Genomic DNA, 17,468 nt, shown 5'->3' on the forward strand with positions numbered 1-17,468 from the left:
GGACGTACGACGATGACCACCTATATCGTGGTAGCTGACGCCGCCCGCGCGCGTATTTTCACCCGTGATGCGTTGAATCTCACTGAGCATGAGAGCCTTGTACACGCAGCAGGCAGGCTGCATGAAGGTGATTTAATCACCGATCGCCGCGGTGCCGATGTTCATGAATCTACGTCAACCTCATCGCGCTCGTCAGGAGAGGAGGGCGCCGCCTCGCAGCATGAAAATGAGTTGTTTGCCAAAGAAGTTGCCAAGCGCTTATATGACGCACGCGTCGATAACAGCATGGAAAAGCTTATTATGGTCGCGCCGCCGAAATTTCTTGGGCTACTGCGAGAAAAGCTCGATAACACCACCCACAAGTTGGTCATTCACACGCTTTCAAAAGATTTGAGTAAAGCTTCCCTGGCCGATATTCAAAACGCCGTTAGCGACTTACGCTAATGCTCTCTACGTCACTCTCGCTTTCCCACTAAGCACGCTTTTCTGCTAAAGAAGTGGTCGCTTTTGCCGATAGTCGTCTGACCCCTGACGATTTAGAGAGCGACCATGTTTTCCTCCCTACGAGCCCGCATCTTACTAGCCGCCCTCACGGCCATTATTGTAGCCCTCATCATTAATGGCATAGCCAGCTACACCACCGTCAAGCATCACAACAATCAACAAGTAAGCCGCAATCTCAGTGCCGTCGTTAACGGTAACACCCAGGCAATTAATGAGTGGTTTAACGCTCGCTATACCATGCTGGCCAGCATGGATGATGCTGTTGGCAGCAGCGACCCACTTGCCGCATTGCGTCAGTTGGCTGATTCTGGAAGCTTCATGACTGCCTATATGGCTTATCCCTCTACGTCTGATGCTGTTTTTTCTGATAACTGGCAGCCACCTAGTGATTATGACCCTCGCCAACGCCCCTGGTATCAGGACGCTGCCAACGCCAAAGACACCATTATCACAACGCCTTATGTCGATGCCCAAACAGGGGGGTTAATCGTTACCTTTGCACGCCCCTTCTACCGTAACGGGCAGCTCGCTGCTGTCATTGGCGCAGACATCACCATTGAAGATGTCATTGATATTGTGGCCAGTATCGCCCCGACACCTTCAAGCTTTGGTTTTTTGACGACGGAAGATGGCACGCTCGTAGCGCATCCTGACGCCGAGTTAACGCTTGAGCCGTCCTCAGTGTTGAGCAGCGATCTAACCAACGACAGCTTGGCCAAGATTATCCAGGCCGAAGAGCCTCAAGCGCTTGAGCTGCAAAACAGTGGCAAGCTGCTGATGGGCAGCACAGTGGGCGGCAGTAGTGGCTGGCAGTTAGTAGTGGCGCTTGATGAGCACGAAGCCACCGCAGGCCTGCGTGCCATTGCGACTACCTCGATTATCACTTTGCTGATTGTCGCGGCCATCACCGCCGTTATATTTGGGGTTCTGCTTTCATTGATGCTTCGTCGACTGCTTGGCGTGCGCAGCGCGATGGATAACATTGCCTCGGGAGATGGCGATTTAACCCTACGTTTGCCAGAAGAAGGCAACGATGAAGTGACCCAAATTGCCAGCGCGTTCAACCGTTTTGTCGGCAAAATGGAAGCCGTATTAGTTGATGTCCGTACAAGCAGTGAAGCGGTTCATCACGCGGCCAACGAAATTGCCATGGGTGGTCAGGATTTATCACGCCGTACCGATAACGCGGCCGCAAGCCTGCAGCAAACGTCTGCGTCGATCGAGGAAATAACCAGCACCGTTCAGCATACTGCCGCATCCGCCCAGCAAGCCAACCAGCTCTCCCATGCAGCATCAAACGTTGCGAAGGAAGGTGGCCAAGTGGTGGCAAATGTCGTCACAACAATGGAAGACATTTCTCAAGCCTCTAATAAAATTGGTGAAATTGTCACGCTGATGAACAGCATTGCCTTCCAAACCAATCTGCTGGCACTCAACGCCTCTGTAGAAGCGGCCCGTGCCGGCGAACATGGCCGCGGCTTTGCCGTAGTGGCCGACGAGGTCCGCAAACTGGCGGGACGCAGTAGCGAAGCTGCCAACGATATTCAAAAGCTAATCGAAGACTCACAAAGCAAAGTCAACAATGGCACCTCTCTGGTACAAAATGCGGGTGCGACGATGCAGGATATTGTTGCCCATATCACCCGTGTTACCGATGTACTGGAGGAGATTAACGCAGCCACCAGCGAGCAGAGCGATGGCATTAATCAAGTCAATATTGCCGTTGCCGAGCTTGATCGCATGACCCAGGAAAACGCTGCCATGGTGGAAGAGTCCACTACTGCTGCTGAGCAACTGAAAGAGCAAGCAGAGCATCTCGCAGGGACTATCAGCAGCTTTAAACTGTCCCACGCTGCTACGCCTGCTTTGCAAGTGCCCTATCAAACACCTGACAACCAACGTCGCCATATCGCCTAGGGATTACACTATGCATTTTCGCTCATTACGCTCTTTTGTCGTGGCACTTGCAGGTCCTTGCCTGTTAGCCATTGTGGCCGCCCTGGTGGTGTATAACCTGATCGCTGCCGCTCATACCCAACAAACCGTGGATGACCACACCAGTGAGCTCATGGAAGGCGCGCTGAATGCCCGCTTAAGCGCCATTGCCGAAGCGGAAGGCCAGCGCATTCAGCGCGAGCTGGACAAAGCAATGACGCTGGCCAGCCAACTAGCCACAACCAATGCGTTAATGGGCATGGATGATGCAGAAGGCCAACGCGCGCTCTACCTAAGCCGCCGACAGCTATCAAACCTTGTGCGCCAAACCGTCGCCGATAACCCAGACCTATTGGATGCCTATATCGGCTGGGAGCCCAACGCCTTTGGAGATGACGCTCGCTACGCAGGTGACGAGCGCTACGGCCATGACGCCAGCGGCCGCTTTATGCCTTGGTGGTACCGCACTGATGATGGCGAGCTGGCGATACTGCCGCTAGGTGAGGACATAGAGAGCGAAACGCCCCTGGCAAGCGGCGTGCGCGAAGGCGAGTACTATCTGTGTCCGCGGGAAACCTTAGCTCCTTGTATTATCGACCCTGCAGCTTACGACTTCGGCGGCGAAACCCAGCTAGTCGCTTCGTTCAACGCACCGATTTTGGTAGATGGCGAGTTTCGCGGTGTGGCGGGGATTGATTTAGCGCTTAACTTTATCCAAACCCTGTTAAGCGATGCTAACCAGGCGCTTTATAACGGCGCTGGCCGGATGACACTGGTGGCGGGACGTGGTGGTTTGGTAGCTGATACCGCTGGGGGGCAAGCTTTAGGGTTGCCCGCTAGCGATTCGCTAAGTGACACGCTGTTGGCAGGCATTGAGCAGGCAACAACACAGGGCAACCTACACAGCAGCACGGCCGACGGTATGTTCCAGCGTTATCAGCCTATCGCTCTTGGCAATACGGGTCAGCCCTGGGTGCTGGTACTGCAGCTTCCCGAGTCGGTGGTGCTGGCCGAACTGAATGCCTTGCAAGACGTGCTCAGTGAGCAGCGCCAGCAAAACACGTTCGGCATGACACTGGTGGGCCTACTGCTGGCAGCCATTGGTGTCGGCGCACTATGGTGGATTGGTGGACGAATCGCGCGCCCTCTTAAACGCCTGGCCAACCGGATGGAAGAGATCGCAACAGGGCATGGTGACCTTACCCAACGCTTGCCAGTTCATGGCCGCGACGAGAGCGCAGCAGTGGCAGAACAGTTCAATGCCTTCGCGGAGAAAATCCAAACCATCTTGCTGGATGTACGGCGCAGCAGCGAAGCAGTCAACCATGCAGCCAATGAGATTACCCAAGGAGGGCACGATCTTTCTCGGCGTACCGAACAGGCCGCCGCTAGCCTGCAACAGACCTCTTCAGCCATGGAAGAGATCAGCAGTACCGTTGGCCACACCACCCACGCCTCTCAGGAAGCCAGCGGGCTTTCCCAAACCGCCTCTGAGCTCGCGTCCCGTACTGACAGTGCGTTTGAGCAGGTGGTCGCCACGATGACGGATATTCGCACCAACTCTGATGAAATTCAGAGCATTGTCAGTGTCATTGATGGCATCGCTTTCCAAACTAACCTGCTGGCGCTAAACGCATCCGTAGAGGCTGCCCGTGCAGGGGAGCATGGTCGTGGCTTTGCCGTCGTAGCTGATGAGGTACGTAAACTCGCCTCGCGCAGCAGCGACGCCGCCAAAGATATTCGCCAACGCATCGATGCCTCGGCAGGTAAGGTAGAAAGCGGCACACAAATGGTGCGTGATGCCGAAGCAGCCATGCATGAACTGGCTCAAAGCGTGACGCGCGTTACTCAAATGCTCGGCGATATCAGTACGGCCGCGCGAGAGCAAAACGATGGTATCAGTCAGGTAAGCATTGCCGTCACCGATCTAGATCAGATGACTCAGCAAAACGCAGCCCTAGTGGAGGAGTCCACCACCGCCGCCGAACAGCTAAAAGATCAGGCGGATCGGCTCGATGCACTGGTGGGTGGCTTCACGCTTGAAACACATGACAGCCGCCACTCACAGAGCCAACACACACTGCCTGCGCCAACGCTGGCACAGTACTAAACAGCTATTAAATCAGGCCGCCAGGAGATCGGCAGTAGCGCAGGTTTATCGCTACGCTGGGCTCCGGCGGTCATTATCCTGCCAGGCCTCATTTCGAGGCCCACCTCGTTATCCATCCTGCCTTAGCTCAGTTTACTTCAGGGCGTGTTCTCCCCATTGCGAACCGATAACTACACGATCTTAAGCATACGCCTAAAGTCGTAATCATTGATGCCGATAGTAGGGCTGCAGATAGTACTTATCAGATAGTACATAGCAGATAGTACGTAACAGATAGTACATACAAAGTGGCCTATTTCAGGCCTTAGCTTTCCTAACTAGCGAGACTATATTCATGCTGTCGTCCCTACGCTTGCGTATTCTTATCATCACGTTAATGGTAATTACGCTAGCACTGACTATTAATGCCTCAGTCAGCTACCTGACCCTGCAAACACATAATGACCAGCAGGTAACTCAGCAGTTGGCCTCAATTGCACAGGGTAACGCCCTGGCCATTGAGGAGTGGATTGATGCCCGAGCCGCCATACTAGAAGCCGCGCGCACGCCAGTGATCGATAATGACCCGCTTGCGCCACTCATTCAGGTAGCAGAGTCAGGCGGTTTCCTAACGGCATTTTTCGGCCAAGCCGATGGTAGCCATCTTTCGTCCGACGGCTGGGTGCCAGGCAGTGATTATGATCCACGCCAGCGTGGCTGGTACCAAGCAGCAACAAAGCAGGATCGTACTATCGTCTCGCTGCCTTACGTGGACGCTAATAGCAATCAGCTAGTGGTTACCTTTGCTACGCCAGTCAAGCGTAATGGCCGTTTGTATGGGGTAATCGGCGGCGATGTCGTCATCGACAATCTAGTCAGTCAGGTCAACGCTATTCGGCCAACGTCTTCGAGTTTCGCCTTTCTAAGTAGCGGTGGCGAGACTGTGATTGCCCACCCCGACACTGAACTGACGCTCAAACCGCTGAGCCGAATTAGCGACACCCTGTCCCCTGCGTCCATCGAACAGCTAAGTGCTGTGCAAGACGCGTGGGAGCCTATCGAAGTCGATGGCCTGGATAAACGACTCTCGGTGACCCCCATCGCAGGAACCGACTGGGAACTCGGCGTGGCATTAGACGAGTATGAAGCCACTGCAGGGCTGCGTGCCATCCTCAAGTCTTCATTGTTGACGCTAATCGCCATCATTGCTGTCACGGCTCTGCTGTTGAGCCTGTGGCTCAAACGTACTTTCGCTGGCCTAGAACGGGCGCGTGATGCCCTGGATGACATTGCCAGCGGCGAAGGAGATCTAACCCGCCGACTTCCCGAGCAGGGCCGTGATGAAGTGGCCCAAATTTGCGGTGCTTTCAACCGCTTTGTGGGCAAAATGGAAGCGGTATTGGTCGATGTACGCACCAGCAGTGAATCGGTGCACCATGCCGCTAACGAAATTGCCCTGGGCGGCCAGGATCTATCCCGCCGTACCGATAACGCGGCTTCTAGCCTGCAGCAGACCTCTGCTTCAGTAGAGCAGATAACCAGCACCGTGGAGCACACCGCGGCCTCGGCCCAAGAGGCCAACAAGCTCTCTCAAACGGCCTCGAAAGTAGCTAAAGAAGGCGGGCAAGTGGTCGCCAATGTGGTTACCACGATGGAAGATATTTCCCAGGCCTCCCATAAAATTGGCGAAATCGTCACGCTAATGAACAGTATTGCCTTCCAAACCAACTTGCTGGCCCTTAACGCCTCCGTAGAAGCCGCCCGGGCAGGGGAACATGGCCGTGGTTTTGCAGTAGTTGCTGATGAAGTACGCAAATTAGCAGGGCGCAGCAGTGAAGCCGCCAACGATATTCAAAAACTCATTGAAGACTCACAAAGCAGAGTCAATAACGGTACCGCATTAGTGCAAAACGCGGGCGCAACCATGCAGGATATTGTCGCTCATATCACTCGCGTCACCGATGTGTTGGAGGAAATCAACTCCGCCACGAGTGAGCAGAGCGATGGCATCAAGCAGATCAATATCGCCGTGTCTGAACTTGACCGTATGACCCAGGAGAATGCTGCCATGGTGGAAGAGTCCACCACTGCCGCTGAACAGCTGAAAGAGCAAGCTGATCATCTTAAGGGCACCATCAGCAGCTTCAAGCTGTCTCGACACCCTTCGGCTCCCCTAGCAGTCAACTCGCCCAACGTTTTGCCATCGTATTGAGTGATTATCGTATTGAGTGACTAAGGAATCGGCGGCAGTGGAATATCATCGCTGCGCTTGGCACCCGCGGTCATCTCGCGGCAAAGTCGCAAGAACTCTCGTACCCCCGTGGTAAGGTACTTGTGGCGGTGCCAGATGAAAGTGAACTGACGTTTTAAGTCTAATTCCGGTGTTGGCAGAGGCACTAAGCTGCCACGCCGGAAAGCATCACGCAGTGCTAGCCTGGAAACGCAGCCAATCCCCAGGCCTGATTCTACTGCCCGTTTAATACCCTCGGTATGTTCAAGCTCCAATAGGGTATTAAACCGACTACGCCGATGCCGCGCGGCGTGCTCAAGGGTCATGCGGGTGCCAGAGCCCTCCTCGCGCATAATCCAGTCTTCACGCAACAGCTGTTCCAGCTCAAGATGCTCGCGACCCGCCAACGGGTGGCGCGGCGAGCAGAAGACGCACAGCTCATCCTCTACCCATGGCTGGCTGATAATCATATCGTCGTCGCACTGCCCTTCAATCAGCCCTAAATCAAGCGAGTGCTGGCGTACACTCTCAATGATGTGACGCGTGTTACGCACTGCTAGCCGCACCCGACTGCCGGGGTAGCGCTGCATGAAATCGCTGATCAACAGAGTGGCTAGATAGTTGCCAATGGTTAGCGTTGCGCCCACATCTAATGCGCCTACGCCCTGCTGGCCGCGCAACAGTTCCTCTACCTCTTCGGCCCTGTCCAGCAAGGCCACCGCTTTTGGCAACAGTTGAAAGCCTAACGCATTAAGCTTCAGCCGTTTTCCCATGCGATCAAGAAGCTGGCAGTCAAACTGACGCTCAAGCTCCGCGAGCGACGTACTGGTAGCAGATTGGGACATAGCGAGGGCACGCGCCGCCTGAGAAACACTTTCGTGCTGGGCGACGGCCACAAAGACTTCCAACTGGCGCAGGGTGTAATGCATAGAGACAACCTATCTTGTTTCGGCAGCATATCTATTTTTTAGATAAGTGTTATCAGTATAATTTGCTTAACAGATATATCTCTCTTTATTTAGAATTAGCAGCAACATATTTAGCCATTTTTTATGCTTTTTTAGAATATGGCAGACGAGGCTTAGGCCACTCTGCCCATTGGAGGAGTTAGCATGAGCAAGTTTGCCTTGGAAGAAGTCCTCAGCGTTCACCACTGGAACGACACCCTGTTCAGCTTCCGCACCACTCGCGAGCGTAGCCTACGCTTCAAAAATGGTCAGTTTGTGATGATTGGCCTGGAAGTGAATGGCAAACCGCTGATGCGTGCTTACTCCATCGCCAGCCCCAACTACGAAGACCATCTGGAATTTTTCAGCATCAAAGTACCCGATGGCCCGCTCACCTCGCGCTTGCAGCACCTTCAAGTTGGCGACCAAATTATGGTCAGCCGCAAGCCTACGGGCACGCTGGTATGCGATGACCTACTTCCCGGCCGCAACCTCTACATGCTTTCCACCGGAACAGGCCTTGCACCGTTTATGAGCCTGATCCAAGACCCAGAAGTGTACGAGCGCTTTGAAAAAGTTGTGCTGGTACATGGCGTGCGCGAGGTATCTGAACTTGCCTATGCCGACTTTATTACCAAAGAGCTGCCTGCTCACGAGTATTTAGGCGAAGAAATTGCCGAGAAGCTGGTGTACTACCCCACGGTTACCCGTGAAGAATTCCACACCATGGGGCGCCTGACCGATCACATTCGCAGCGGCAAGCTGTTTGAAGATACCGGTCTTCCGCCGATTGATCCGCGCCAAGACCGCGCGATGATTTGCGGCAGCCCCGCCATGCTCGACGACACTAGCGCGCTGCTAGACGAGTTGGGCCTGAATATTTCCCCGCGGATGGGCGAGCCGGGCGATTACGTGATTGAGCGTGCCTTTGTTGAGAAGTGAGTAGTGAGTAGTGAGAAGTGAGTAGAAAAATTCTAGTCGCTTTAATGACTACATCACTAATACAAAGCCCCTGCTGGAGATGATCCACAGGGGCTTTGTGCTGCCTAATATCTACAGTTCAACAACTTACTGCTTTTTACTTACCATTCACCACTCACTATTCACAGTTAACAAGCCTAAACCGCGTCTTTACCGGTTTCACCGGTACGAATACGGATCACCTGCTCCAGCGGCATGACAAAGATTTTGCCGTCGCCGATTTTGCCTGTATTGGCAACCTGCGTAATGGCATCAATAACCTGTTCCGCCATATCGTCATCTACCGCAACTTCTAGCTTTACTTTGGGCAGAAAATCCACCACGTACTCTGCACCACGATATAGCTCTGTGTGACCTTTCTGACGGCCAAAGCCCTTCACTTCCGTTACCGTAATGCCCTGCACGCCGATATCAGAGAGCGATTCGCGTACGTCATCAAGCTTAAACGGCTTGATAATGGCTGAGATCAATTTCATTGCGACATCCTCTAGCTTGGTGGCCTTTTATTAAAGGTTGGCGGGACACTGCTGTTAGCCAAGCCCGTTAGCGTTAAGCATACACCGCTACAGGCAGAGAATAAAAAATCAGCGCCAATGGATTGTAACAATGCACTAAGGCAAAAAGGCCTCCCGCTAGGGGAGGCCAAAAGAGCACGCCAGCTCATTTCATTAGCGTAAGCTTATTTCTTAACGCTAAATTCGGGATAGGCTTCAAGACCGCACTCAGCAATATCGACACCTTCATACTCTTCTTCTTCGCTAACGCGGATACCCATGATGGCTTTCAGCACCAACCACACCACCAGGCTCGCAACGAATACCCAGCCAAAGATACCAACGATACCGATCAGCTGTGCGCCGAAAGAAGCGTCGCCATTGGTCAGCGGAACCGCCAGCACGCCCCAGATACCCACCACACCGTGTACCGAGATAGCGCCGACCGGATCATCAAGCTTCAGCTTGTCCAGCGTGACGATCGCAGCGACAACGATCAAGCCACCTACCGCCCCAATCACCGCAGCGCCTAGCGCAGAGGGCGACAGAGGATCCGCAGTAATCGCGACAAGACCAGCCAGTGCACCGTTAAGCGCCATGGTAAGGTCCGCTTTACGGAACCACAGTTTGGCAAGAATCAGTGCGGCAAGCACGCCACCGGCAGCGGCCGCGTTGGTGTTAACAAACACTTGAGCAACGTTGTTGGCAGAGCTGATATCAGACATTTTCAACTCAGAGCCACCATTGAAGCCGAACCACCCCATCCAAAGGATAAAAGTACCCAGTGTGGCCAGCGGCATGTTGGCGCCTGGAATCGCGTGGATAGACCCATCTTTACCATACTTACCTTTACGTGGGCCAAGCACCAATACACCCGCTAAGGCAGCCGCGGCACCTGCTAAGTGAACAATGCCGGAACCCGCGTAATCGGAATAGCCGACTTCAGACAACCAGCCGCCGCCCCACGTCCAGTAGCCAGACACCGGATAAATAAAGGCTGTCATCACCACTGCGAAGGCCAGGAAAGCCCACAGCTTCATGCGCTCAGCAACCGCACCAGACACAATCGACATGGCAGTGGCCACGAACACTACCTGGAAGAAAAAGTCAGAGCGCATTGAGTAGTAAGGCGCATCATCACCGCCTGCGGTCACTGCATCCACGCTGTTTTCAGCGCCAATCAAGAAACCAAGGTTGGGTAGGAAGCCACCCGCGCTGCTGGAATACATAATGTAGTAACCCACCAGCAAGTACATGGTGCAGGCAATCGCAAATAGCGCGATATTTTTGGTCAGAATCTCGGCGGTGTTTTTTGAACGTACCAAGCCAGCCTCAAGCATTGAGAAGCCAGCGGCCATCCACATGACGAGCACGCCGCAAATTAGGAAGTAAAACGTGTCGAGCGCGTAGCTCAGATCAGTCAACTCATTCATTTTAAGTTCCCCGTTGAACTATAGAAATGATCCGAAAAAACAGCTTCAAACGGCGTCTGCACCGCGTTCGCCTGTCCGAATCCGAATAACGTCTTCAAGCGGTGTCACAAACACCTTGCCGTCACCGATCTTGCCGCTGTTAGCCGCGCTACAGATCGCTTCCAATACGCTCTCTAACCGGGTGTCGTCCACGGCCACTTCAACTTTTACCTTGGGTAGAAAGTCGACGACGTACTCCGCACCACGATACAGCTCGGTATGCCCCTTTTGACGACCGAAGCCTTTAACTTCAGTCACCGTGATGCCCTGAACGCCGTTGTCAGCGAGCGCTTCACGAACGTCGTCAAGTTTGAATGGCTTGATGATAGCGGTGATGAGTTTCATCCCGGATCTCCCCTGCTGGATTAGGTAGCGGCAGCGCCGCCCGAATTAACTGCTTATCTCGTTAATGCGCATACCATGCCACCCAACTTTTTTTTCTTATAAGTCAGCAGTTTGTTTTATAAAACTCAAGATTATTCGGTGGCAAGGAAGACTTAGCAGCAGCCGCCACTGCCTGCTTGCACCATAAAAGAACATTAATAAAAACGCGGCGCTCCATTTCGATGCACTCCTTCGATACACCCCGCCGATAAAGAGAAGCCAGAGGCTAATTTGTAAACGATGCATGCGCATCGACTGCGGGTTGCGTATCCTTATAGTTAGTAAGCAGTGCACATTTATGCGTGGTCATTTAAGGAGAGAGCGATGGCGCCTCAAGATCGCATTAGCCGTTTAGCCCAGCAAATTGGGGATCGTTTACAGAACGCATCCCAAGCCCCGGAAGATATCCAAAAAGGCGTACAGCAGGTAGTGCGTGGTGCCTTTGACAGGCTGGAGCTGGTGTCACGGGAAGACTTTGATATTTTGATGGATGTATTACAGCGCACCCGCTCCCGCGTTGAAGCTCTAGAGCGCCAAGTGGCCAGCCTTGAGGCAGCCGTGGAAGCTTCTACCTCAACGAGCCCTTCCCCCGTTGAAGCAGAAGCACCACCAACCCCCGCTCCTGAACCGAACAGTGATGGTTCAGAGGATAACAAGCCCGCCTAAACCCAGAACGGACGGCAATAGGCTTACGACGCCTATTGCCGACACTAAGTGGTGGCTTAATACGTTGATGTTGATGACGTAAAGAGCGTCATACCCACTCAATAAACACGAATCAATATCATTGACATTGACTGTTGTGGTGATACTCTCCGCCTCCTATTCCCTAACTGCTCGCGGATTGTTCATCATGTCTGACTGGTCTTCTTCAACGGCTGCACTCATTGGCACGGGTCTATTACTAGGCTTTTCCAGCAATGTTTTCGCCCAAAACACAACGTCTGGATCCACGCTAAACGCAAACGCTGAAGATACCATGGTAGTGGTTGGCTCCCGCACCCCGACCCAGATCAGTCAGATACCTGGCGCGGTATGGGTGATTGACAAAGAGATGCTGCAACAGCAGACCCGCAATGGTGCAGACCTAAAGACGGCATTGGGGCAACTTGTGCCGGGGCTGGATCTGGCACCGCAAGGGCGCACCAATTATGGGCAAAACATGCGTGGTCGGGGCGTGCAGGTGCTTATCGATGGCGTATCTCTGAACAGTTCGCGTGGGCTTTCCCGTCAGTTCGACGCCATTGACCCCTTCAATATTGAGCGTGTAGAAGTGCTTTCCGGCGCCAGCAGCCTGTATGGCGGCGGTGCTACGGGGGGCTTGATCAATATCATTACGCGCAAAGGCGAAGAAGGCCTGAACTGGCGCACCGAAGCTGGCATCACCACGGGCTTCAACAACAGCGATGATATGGATCGACGCCTGTCGCAATCGATCAGCGGCGGCAATGAGCGGGTTCAGGGCTACCTGGGTACCGCCATTGGTGACAACGGTCGTCACTATGACGGCAGCGGCCAAGAGATCTTTCCCGATATTGCCCAGACCGACCTGCAGGACAATCGCAGCATTGATGTATTGGGCAACCTCTCTTTCCGTTTGACCGATGAACAGAGCCTGGAGCTGGGCGCCCAGCTGTATCGTTCCGGCTACGAAGGTAATCGGGGTGTTTACTTTCCCAACCTCGACGCAGCCACGCCCAACTTGAACGATGCCGAGATTCGCGACGGCTACCGTTCACAGCGCGATCCGGAAACCGACCGCAAGCTGGTCAACGTCAACTATCACCACGCTAACCTGTGGGGGCAAAACTTCTACCTGCAGGCGTTTCACCGGGAGGAAGAGTCCAGTTTTCAGGCATTTCCCTACCCAGTCGCCGACGGTCTGCAGTTTCGCGCATCGCAACAAAACACTGATTTAAGCGGCATTAAAGCGCTATTTGAGTCGCGCCTGGGTGATGACGTTTCGTTGACCTACGGGCTCGACCTGGATCGAGAAAAATTCGATGCCAGCCAGATGCTGTTCGATACCGATATCTCGGATACCACCGGTGGTCTGGTGCAGCAGGCTTCAAGTGTTGAGCCCCGCTATCCAGGCTATCAGGTGGACGGGCTTTCGGGCTTCGTCCAAGGTGACTGGCAGGCCACCCAGGCGCTTAAGCTCTCCGCAGGGTTGCGGCAGCAGCATATGGATGTCGAAGTGGACGATTTCCAGGGTATTCCCGGCGGTAAGAACGATTACGAAACCACGCTATTGAATGCCAGCGCCCTCTACGATTACGGCAACGGTCACCAGAACTGGCTGCAGTTTAGCCAGGGCTTCGAGCTGCCAAATCCCGCCAAATACTACGGCAAGAGCCCCGAGGTGAGTGTCAATAACAACCCTCTATCTGCCATCGAGACAGATCAGGTGGAGCTAGGCTGGCGCTACCAGGGGGGCAACTGGATGGCTCAAACGGCACTCTACTACGCTTGGTCGGACAAGGCGGTAGAGAATGCCCAGGATCTGAGCGTCAGCGTAGTGGACGAAAAGAAGCGCGACTTTGGTCTAGAGAGCGCGGTAACCCGTTACTTCGACAACGGCCTAGAGGTCGGCGGCACCCTACACTTGGTGCGTTCCGAGCAGGAGAACAGCCAAGGGGAGTGGGAGAAGCGTGACGCCCGCTATGCATCGCTCTCCTCCTCCACTGCCTTCATCGGCTGGACCGACTACGTGCGTTCGGCGCGCTTGCAAGCCAGCCATACTTTCGATCTGAAAGACGACGCGGATCGTGAGATCGACGGCAACACCACCCTCGATCTATCGCTCAGCCAGGAGACCGATTTTGGCACCGTGAGTCTGGGCATACAGAACCTACTCGATGATCAGTACTCCACCGTCTGGGGCCAGCGGGCCGCTATGTTCTATTCGCCCTACTACGGACCAGAATACCTCTACGACTATCAAGGGCGCGGACGTACTTACACCCTGAACTGGTCGATGGCGTATTAAGCACCGCCCCGCTACTCGCAGGCAGCCGCTCAACAGCGAGGTAATGGGAATGGCGACACTCGACACACTCGCGCCACTCACCACCTATGACCTGCTGGCCCTTGGTCAGCGCTTCGGGATCGATTATCGCTTTCCCGAAGCGCCTGACCGCTCCCCATCGCCTTACGTGGCTCGCGGGCGCGTGATGGATATCGAGATCACCCCGACCCTACGCGTGACGCACTCAGAACTTGATGTTCTGCACGCTTATGCTTCCACCTCCCGTCGTACCGCTCCGTGGTTTCTCAGTGTGGTACTTGAGGGCTGCATCCATGTGGGGCTCGGCCACCAGTCATTTCAGTTACAGGCTGGCGACGCCTTCAGTGCACACTTCAACCAGCAGACCAGGCTTGAGGTATTCCAGCCTGCACCACAACGCTTAAGTACCCTCAACGTGTCGATTCTAGATGGCCTCGAGCCTCTCTCTTCCTCGCCCGTTAACGTTGCCCCTCCAGCCACCCCAGTGCTACACACTTGGCAAGTACCACCGCTCCTTCGCCATAGCCTAGAAACAGCACTGGCATCGAACTGGCCAGCAGAACGGCAGTGCCTATTATGGCAAGGCCTTGCGTTCCAGTTGCTAGCTCATGGCCTGCCTGCCGCTGGCCTGGAACCCGGTGACAAAAACACACAAGAAGGCCTCCCTCAAGACCTTTCGCATCGCGACCACCAACGCCTGGAGCTCTTGCGCAAGCAGCTCGAACATTATCCCAACCAGAATTACCGGCTGGAGCAGTTAGCCCGAAATGCCGCTATGAGCCCTAGTAGCCTACGCACCAAGTTCCAGCGCTGTTACGGCTGCTCGATATTCGACTACCTACGGCGTTGTCGCCTGACCCAAGCTCAGGCGTACTTGCGCAAAGGTTATAGCGTGCAGCAAACTGCCCACGCCTGCGGCTACCGCCACGCCAGCAACTTTGCTACAGCATATAAGCGGGCCTTTGGTGTCACGCCGCATGAAGTCTTCAAGTATCGCTAACGTACTATCCATAACGTACTATCCATAACGTACTATCCATAACGTACTATCCATAACGTCTTGCCGTAAGTTCCCCTGCGCTGCATTTTTTGGCAGCACGCATAACCTCTTTGTCATAGCGCATACCTTTTCAAAGCAATTAAACGCAATAATTCTCATTAACACATTAGTTAATTGCTTCTTATTGCAGGTACACCCCCATGTCTTTTATGCCTCGCCGTTTGTTACGCTCTCCGCTCAGTGCCGCTGTTCTCGCGGCGCTCGCGGCACCATCGGTTTACGCTCAGGCAAGTACACTGGAAAGTACAGCGCTAGGCACTGTGACGGTAACCGCCCAGCAGGCGGCCACTAAAGTCACCACCCCTTTTATTGAAACGCCGCAAAGCGTTTCTACCATTACCCGCGAACAAATGGATCACCGTGGGGTCAGCACCGTTCAGCGCGCCACCGATTACACGCCCGGTGTTTACAGCAACCAGGTGGGTGCCTCCAACCGCTTCGACTACCTGGTACTACGTGGCTTTTCTGACGGCAGCTTGAGCAACACGTTCTTAGATGGTCTTAAAGTGATGGGCGATGCCAACTCCCATAGCAGTATGCGCATCGATCCGTGGTTTCTAGACAGCATTGAAGTGGTACGCGGGCCTGCCTCGGTGCTCTATGGCCGTGCCTCACCCGGCGGTGTGGTGGCGCTAAACAGTAAGCGCCCTGAATTTGAACAAGGCGGTGAGCTACGTTTTCGGGTAGGCAATAATAACCAGCGCAGTGCCGCCTTTGACCTCACTGGGCCGATTGGCGCAGAGCAGCGAGTAGCGTTTCGCCTGACCGGCATTGCCAGTACCGCCGACACCCAGTTTGGCCCCGCCGAAGAGGAGCGCTATGCCATTGCGCCGCGGCTAACCTGGGATATCACCGACGACACCAGCCTAACGGTTGAGGCCTATCTACAGGATGAACCCGAAGGCGGCTACCACTCCGGCGTGCCCTATGAAGGAGCGGTAGTACCCAGGAACGGCAAGCAGATCAGTAACAACTTCTTTGATGGCGAAGCCGACTACAACGCCTACGAGCGTACTCAGCGCATGGCTGGCTATACCCTGGAGCATCGCTTTAATGACGACGTAACGGGCCGCCAGCTACTGCGTTATCTCAACTCCGATGTGGTGCTTAATCAAGTCTATGGCTATGGCTGGACGTCACCCACCTCTGACGAATTAACCCGCTACTATTCTGGTAGCGATGAATCTCTAGAAGCTTGGACTATCGACAATCAGCTTGAAGCCACCATCAGCAGCGGCTTTATGGATCACACACTGCTCGTTGGGGTTGATTACCAGCAGCGGGAAAACGACGTATCGTGGCCCACTGGGTATTTCCACCCCGTCAATGCCTTTAATCCTGTTTATGGTAGCGGGCCGATTGAATTTTACGCACCTACCCGTGAACGCCACGAGATCGATCAAACGGGTGTTTATCTACAGGATCAAATCGCCGTCGATAACTGGCGCTTTACGCTAGGCGGCCGCTACGATTGGGTAAATATCGACAATACCAACCGCGATAGCGGTGACACCAGCTCACTTAGCGATACCCAGTTCAGCGGCCGCGCCGGTGTGGTCTACTTGTTTGATAATGGTGTAGCGCCCTACCTGAGCTACTCCACTGCCTTCACCCCCACTAGTTTCGTCGATGAGAGTGGCGACCTGCTTCAACCAATGGAAGGCGAACAGTGGGAGGCCGGCCTAAAATTCCAGCCTAACGGCAGCGCCAGCCAATTCAGTGCAGCGCTGTTCCATATCAGCCAAGAGAATGTCGCGACCAAGGTGCAGCCATCCGACCCTTACCGCGCGGTAGGTGAAATTGAATCTCAAGGACTGGAGCTGGAAGCACAAACCCAGCTAACGGATACCCTCTCGGTTCAGGCAGGCTATAGCTTCACCGACATCACCTACGCTAAAAGCGATGATGGCAACCAGGGCAACAACGCGATTTACTCCCCACGCCACCAAGTACAGCTGTGGGGCCACTACGAGGCCAATAAGGGCTGGCTAAACGGCGTGGATGTCGGTGTTGGCGTACGCCACTATGCGGATATTGCCGCCGATCGAGCCAACACTGAAACTGTCCCTGACTACACCCTGGTGGATGCCACTATTGGCTACGATCTAAGCCAACTCGGCGTTGAAGGGGTGGAAACGCGCCTCAATGTGAACAACCTGCTGGATAAGGAGTACGTGGCCTCCTGTAACTCGCTGGAGTACTGCTACTTCGGCGCCGAGCGCGGTGTGACCGCCAGCGTTCACTACCGTTTCTAAACGCTTGTGCTAAGCGACGTTCCAAGCACTTATCTAAGCACTTATCTAAGCACTTATCTAAGTATTGCTAATTTATTGTAACCCCACCTGCCCAGGCCACTCAGCCTGGG

General features: G+C 54.3%; 13 protein-coding genes. 9 read left to right on the plus strand and 4 right to left on the minus strand.

Translation table 11 applies throughout. The features are described from left to right. Positions 1-12 precede the first annotated feature (12 nt). From ACN06F_RS17490 to ACN06F_RS17505, 4 genes are all read left to right on the plus strand, one after another. A complete protein-coding gene (locus ACN06F_RS17490) occupies positions 13-444 on the plus strand; it encodes a host attachment protein (RefSeq protein ID WP_038479465.1) in 432 nt (143 codons plus the stop codon). A 105-nt stretch (positions 445-549) separates the two neighbouring features. Beyond that, positions 550-2,421, plus strand: a complete 1,872-nt coding sequence (locus ACN06F_RS17495) for a methyl-accepting chemotaxis protein (RefSeq protein ID WP_198348783.1) — start codon at positions 550-552, stop codon at positions 2,419-2,421. A gap of 10 nt (positions 2,422-2,431) precedes the next feature. Beyond that, positions 2,432-4,549 (plus strand): methyl-accepting chemotaxis protein, encoded by a 2,118-nt coding sequence (locus tag ACN06F_RS17500; protein ID WP_433924424.1) that lies wholly within the window; start codon positions 2,432-2,434, stop codon positions 4,547-4,549. Positions 4,550-4,883: 334 nt separating this feature from the next. After that, positions 4,884-6,740, plus strand: coding sequence for a methyl-accepting chemotaxis protein (locus ACN06F_RS17505; protein WP_433924425.1), 1,857 nt, complete (start codon positions 4,884-4,886; stop codon positions 6,738-6,740). 20 nt (positions 6,741-6,760) lie between these two features. Here ACN06F_RS17505 and ACN06F_RS17510 read toward each other — a convergent pair whose 3' ends face one another. Further along, positions 6,761-7,687 carry a LysR family transcriptional regulator gene (locus ACN06F_RS17510; protein WP_009723195.1) on the minus strand — a complete coding sequence of 309 codons (927 nt, stop codon included), beginning with the start codon at positions 7,685-7,687 and terminating at the stop codon, positions 6,761-6,763. A 183-nt stretch (positions 7,688-7,870) separates the two neighbouring features. Here ACN06F_RS17510 and ACN06F_RS17515 point away from each other — a divergent pair, with 183 nt between their 5' ends. Further along, complete coding sequence (locus ACN06F_RS17515; RefSeq protein WP_038479478.1) at positions 7,871-8,647, plus strand: ferredoxin--NADP reductase; 777 nt, start codon at positions 7,871-7,873, stop codon at positions 8,645-8,647. 176 nt (positions 8,648-8,823) lie between these two features. On the opposite strand, the gene glnK is transcribed toward ACN06F_RS17515, so the two are convergent. The 3 genes from glnK to ACN06F_RS17530 form a co-directional block, all read right to left on the minus strand. Next, a complete protein-coding gene (glnK, locus tag ACN06F_RS17520) occupies positions 8,824-9,162 on the minus strand; it encodes a P-II family nitrogen regulator (RefSeq protein ID WP_009098335.1) in 339 nt (112 codons plus the stop codon). A 203-nt stretch (positions 9,163-9,365) separates the two neighbouring features. After that, positions 9,366-10,613 carry an ammonium transporter gene (locus tag ACN06F_RS17525; protein WP_038479484.1) on the minus strand — a complete coding sequence of 416 codons (1,248 nt, stop codon included), beginning with the start codon at positions 10,611-10,613 and terminating at the stop codon, positions 9,366-9,368. Between the two features lie 45 nt (positions 10,614-10,658). Continuing rightward, entirely contained in the window at positions 10,659-10,997 is a 339-nt protein-coding gene (locus tag ACN06F_RS17530) for a P-II family nitrogen regulator (RefSeq protein ID WP_038479487.1), read from the minus strand. Positions 10,998-11,360: 363 nt separating this feature from the next. Here ACN06F_RS17530 and ACN06F_RS17535 point away from each other — a divergent pair, with 363 nt between their 5' ends. From ACN06F_RS17535 to ACN06F_RS17550, 4 genes are all read left to right on the plus strand, one after another. Next, positions 11,361-11,702, plus strand: coding sequence for an accessory factor UbiK family protein (locus ACN06F_RS17535; RefSeq protein ID WP_038479490.1), 342 nt, complete (start codon positions 11,361-11,363; stop codon positions 11,700-11,702). Positions 11,703-11,889: 187 nt separating this feature from the next. Beyond that, the gene (locus ACN06F_RS17540) at positions 11,890-14,025 is read left to right on the plus strand and encodes a TonB-dependent receptor (protein WP_433924426.1); all 2,136 of its coding nucleotides are present in this window, start codon (positions 11,890-11,892) and stop codon (positions 14,023-14,025) included. Between the two features lie 49 nt (positions 14,026-14,074). Beyond that, complete coding sequence (locus ACN06F_RS17545; RefSeq protein ID WP_433924427.1) at positions 14,075-15,043, plus strand: helix-turn-helix transcriptional regulator; 969 nt, start codon at positions 14,075-14,077, stop codon at positions 15,041-15,043. Positions 15,044-15,252: 209 nt separating this feature from the next. After that, positions 15,253-17,358: a TonB-dependent siderophore receptor gene (locus ACN06F_RS17550; protein WP_433925135.1), complete on the plus strand. Its 2,106-nt coding sequence runs from the start codon at positions 15,253-15,255 to the stop codon at positions 17,356-17,358. Positions 17,359-17,468: the final 110 nt, after the last annotated feature.

It is taken from the genome of Vreelandella sp. 21 (assembly GCF_050995515.1).
In the GTDB taxonomy this organism is placed as follows: Bacteria; Pseudomonadota; Gammaproteobacteria; order Pseudomonadales; family Halomonadaceae; genus Vreelandella; species Vreelandella alkaliphila.

What these genes read in the sequence shown, in the direction of transcription:
- ACN06F_RS17500 (WP_433924424.1), top strand. Translation starts at nt 2,432, where the DNA reads ATGCATTTTCGCTCATTACGCTCTTTTGTCGTGGCACTTGCAGGTCCT.
- ACN06F_RS17535 (WP_038479490.1), top strand. Translation starts at nt 11,361, where the DNA reads ATGGCGCCTCAAGATCGCATTAGCCGTTTAGCCCAGCAAATTGGGGAT.
- ACN06F_RS17495 (WP_198348783.1), top strand. Translation starts at nt 550, where the DNA reads ATGTTTTCCTCCCTACGAGCCCGCATCTTACTAGCCGCCCTCACGGCC.
- ACN06F_RS17510 (WP_009723195.1), bottom strand. Translation starts at nt 7,687, where the DNA reads ATGCATTACACCCTGCGCCAGTTGGAAGTCTTTGTGGCCGTCGCCCAG.
- glnK (WP_009098335.1), bottom strand. Translation starts at nt 9,162, where the DNA reads ATGAAATTGATCTCAGCCATTATCAAGCCGTTTAAGCTTGATGACGTA.
- ACN06F_RS17490 (WP_038479465.1), top strand. Translation starts at nt 13, where the DNA reads ATGACCACCTATATCGTGGTAGCTGACGCCGCCCGCGCGCGTATTTTC.
- ACN06F_RS17515 (WP_038479478.1), top strand. Translation starts at nt 7,871, where the DNA reads ATGAGCAAGTTTGCCTTGGAAGAAGTCCTCAGCGTTCACCACTGGAAC.
- ACN06F_RS17505 (WP_433924425.1), top strand. Translation starts at nt 4,884, where the DNA reads ATGCTGTCGTCCCTACGCTTGCGTATTCTTATCATCACGTTAATGGTA.
- ACN06F_RS17525 (WP_038479484.1), bottom strand. Translation starts at nt 10,613, where the DNA reads ATGAATGAGTTGACTGATCTGAGCTACGCGCTCGACACGTTTTACTTC.
- ACN06F_RS17545 (WP_433924427.1), top strand. Translation starts at nt 14,075, where the DNA reads ATGGCGACACTCGACACACTCGCGCCACTCACCACCTATGACCTGCTG.
- ACN06F_RS17540 (WP_433924426.1), top strand. Translation starts at nt 11,890, where the DNA reads ATGTCTGACTGGTCTTCTTCAACGGCTGCACTCATTGGCACGGGTCTA.
- ACN06F_RS17550 (WP_433925135.1), top strand. Translation starts at nt 15,253, where the DNA reads ATGCCTCGCCGTTTGTTACGCTCTCCGCTCAGTGCCGCTGTTCTCGCG.
- ACN06F_RS17530 (WP_038479487.1), bottom strand. Translation starts at nt 10,997, where the DNA reads ATGAAACTCATCACCGCTATCATCAAGCCATTCAAACTTGACGACGTT.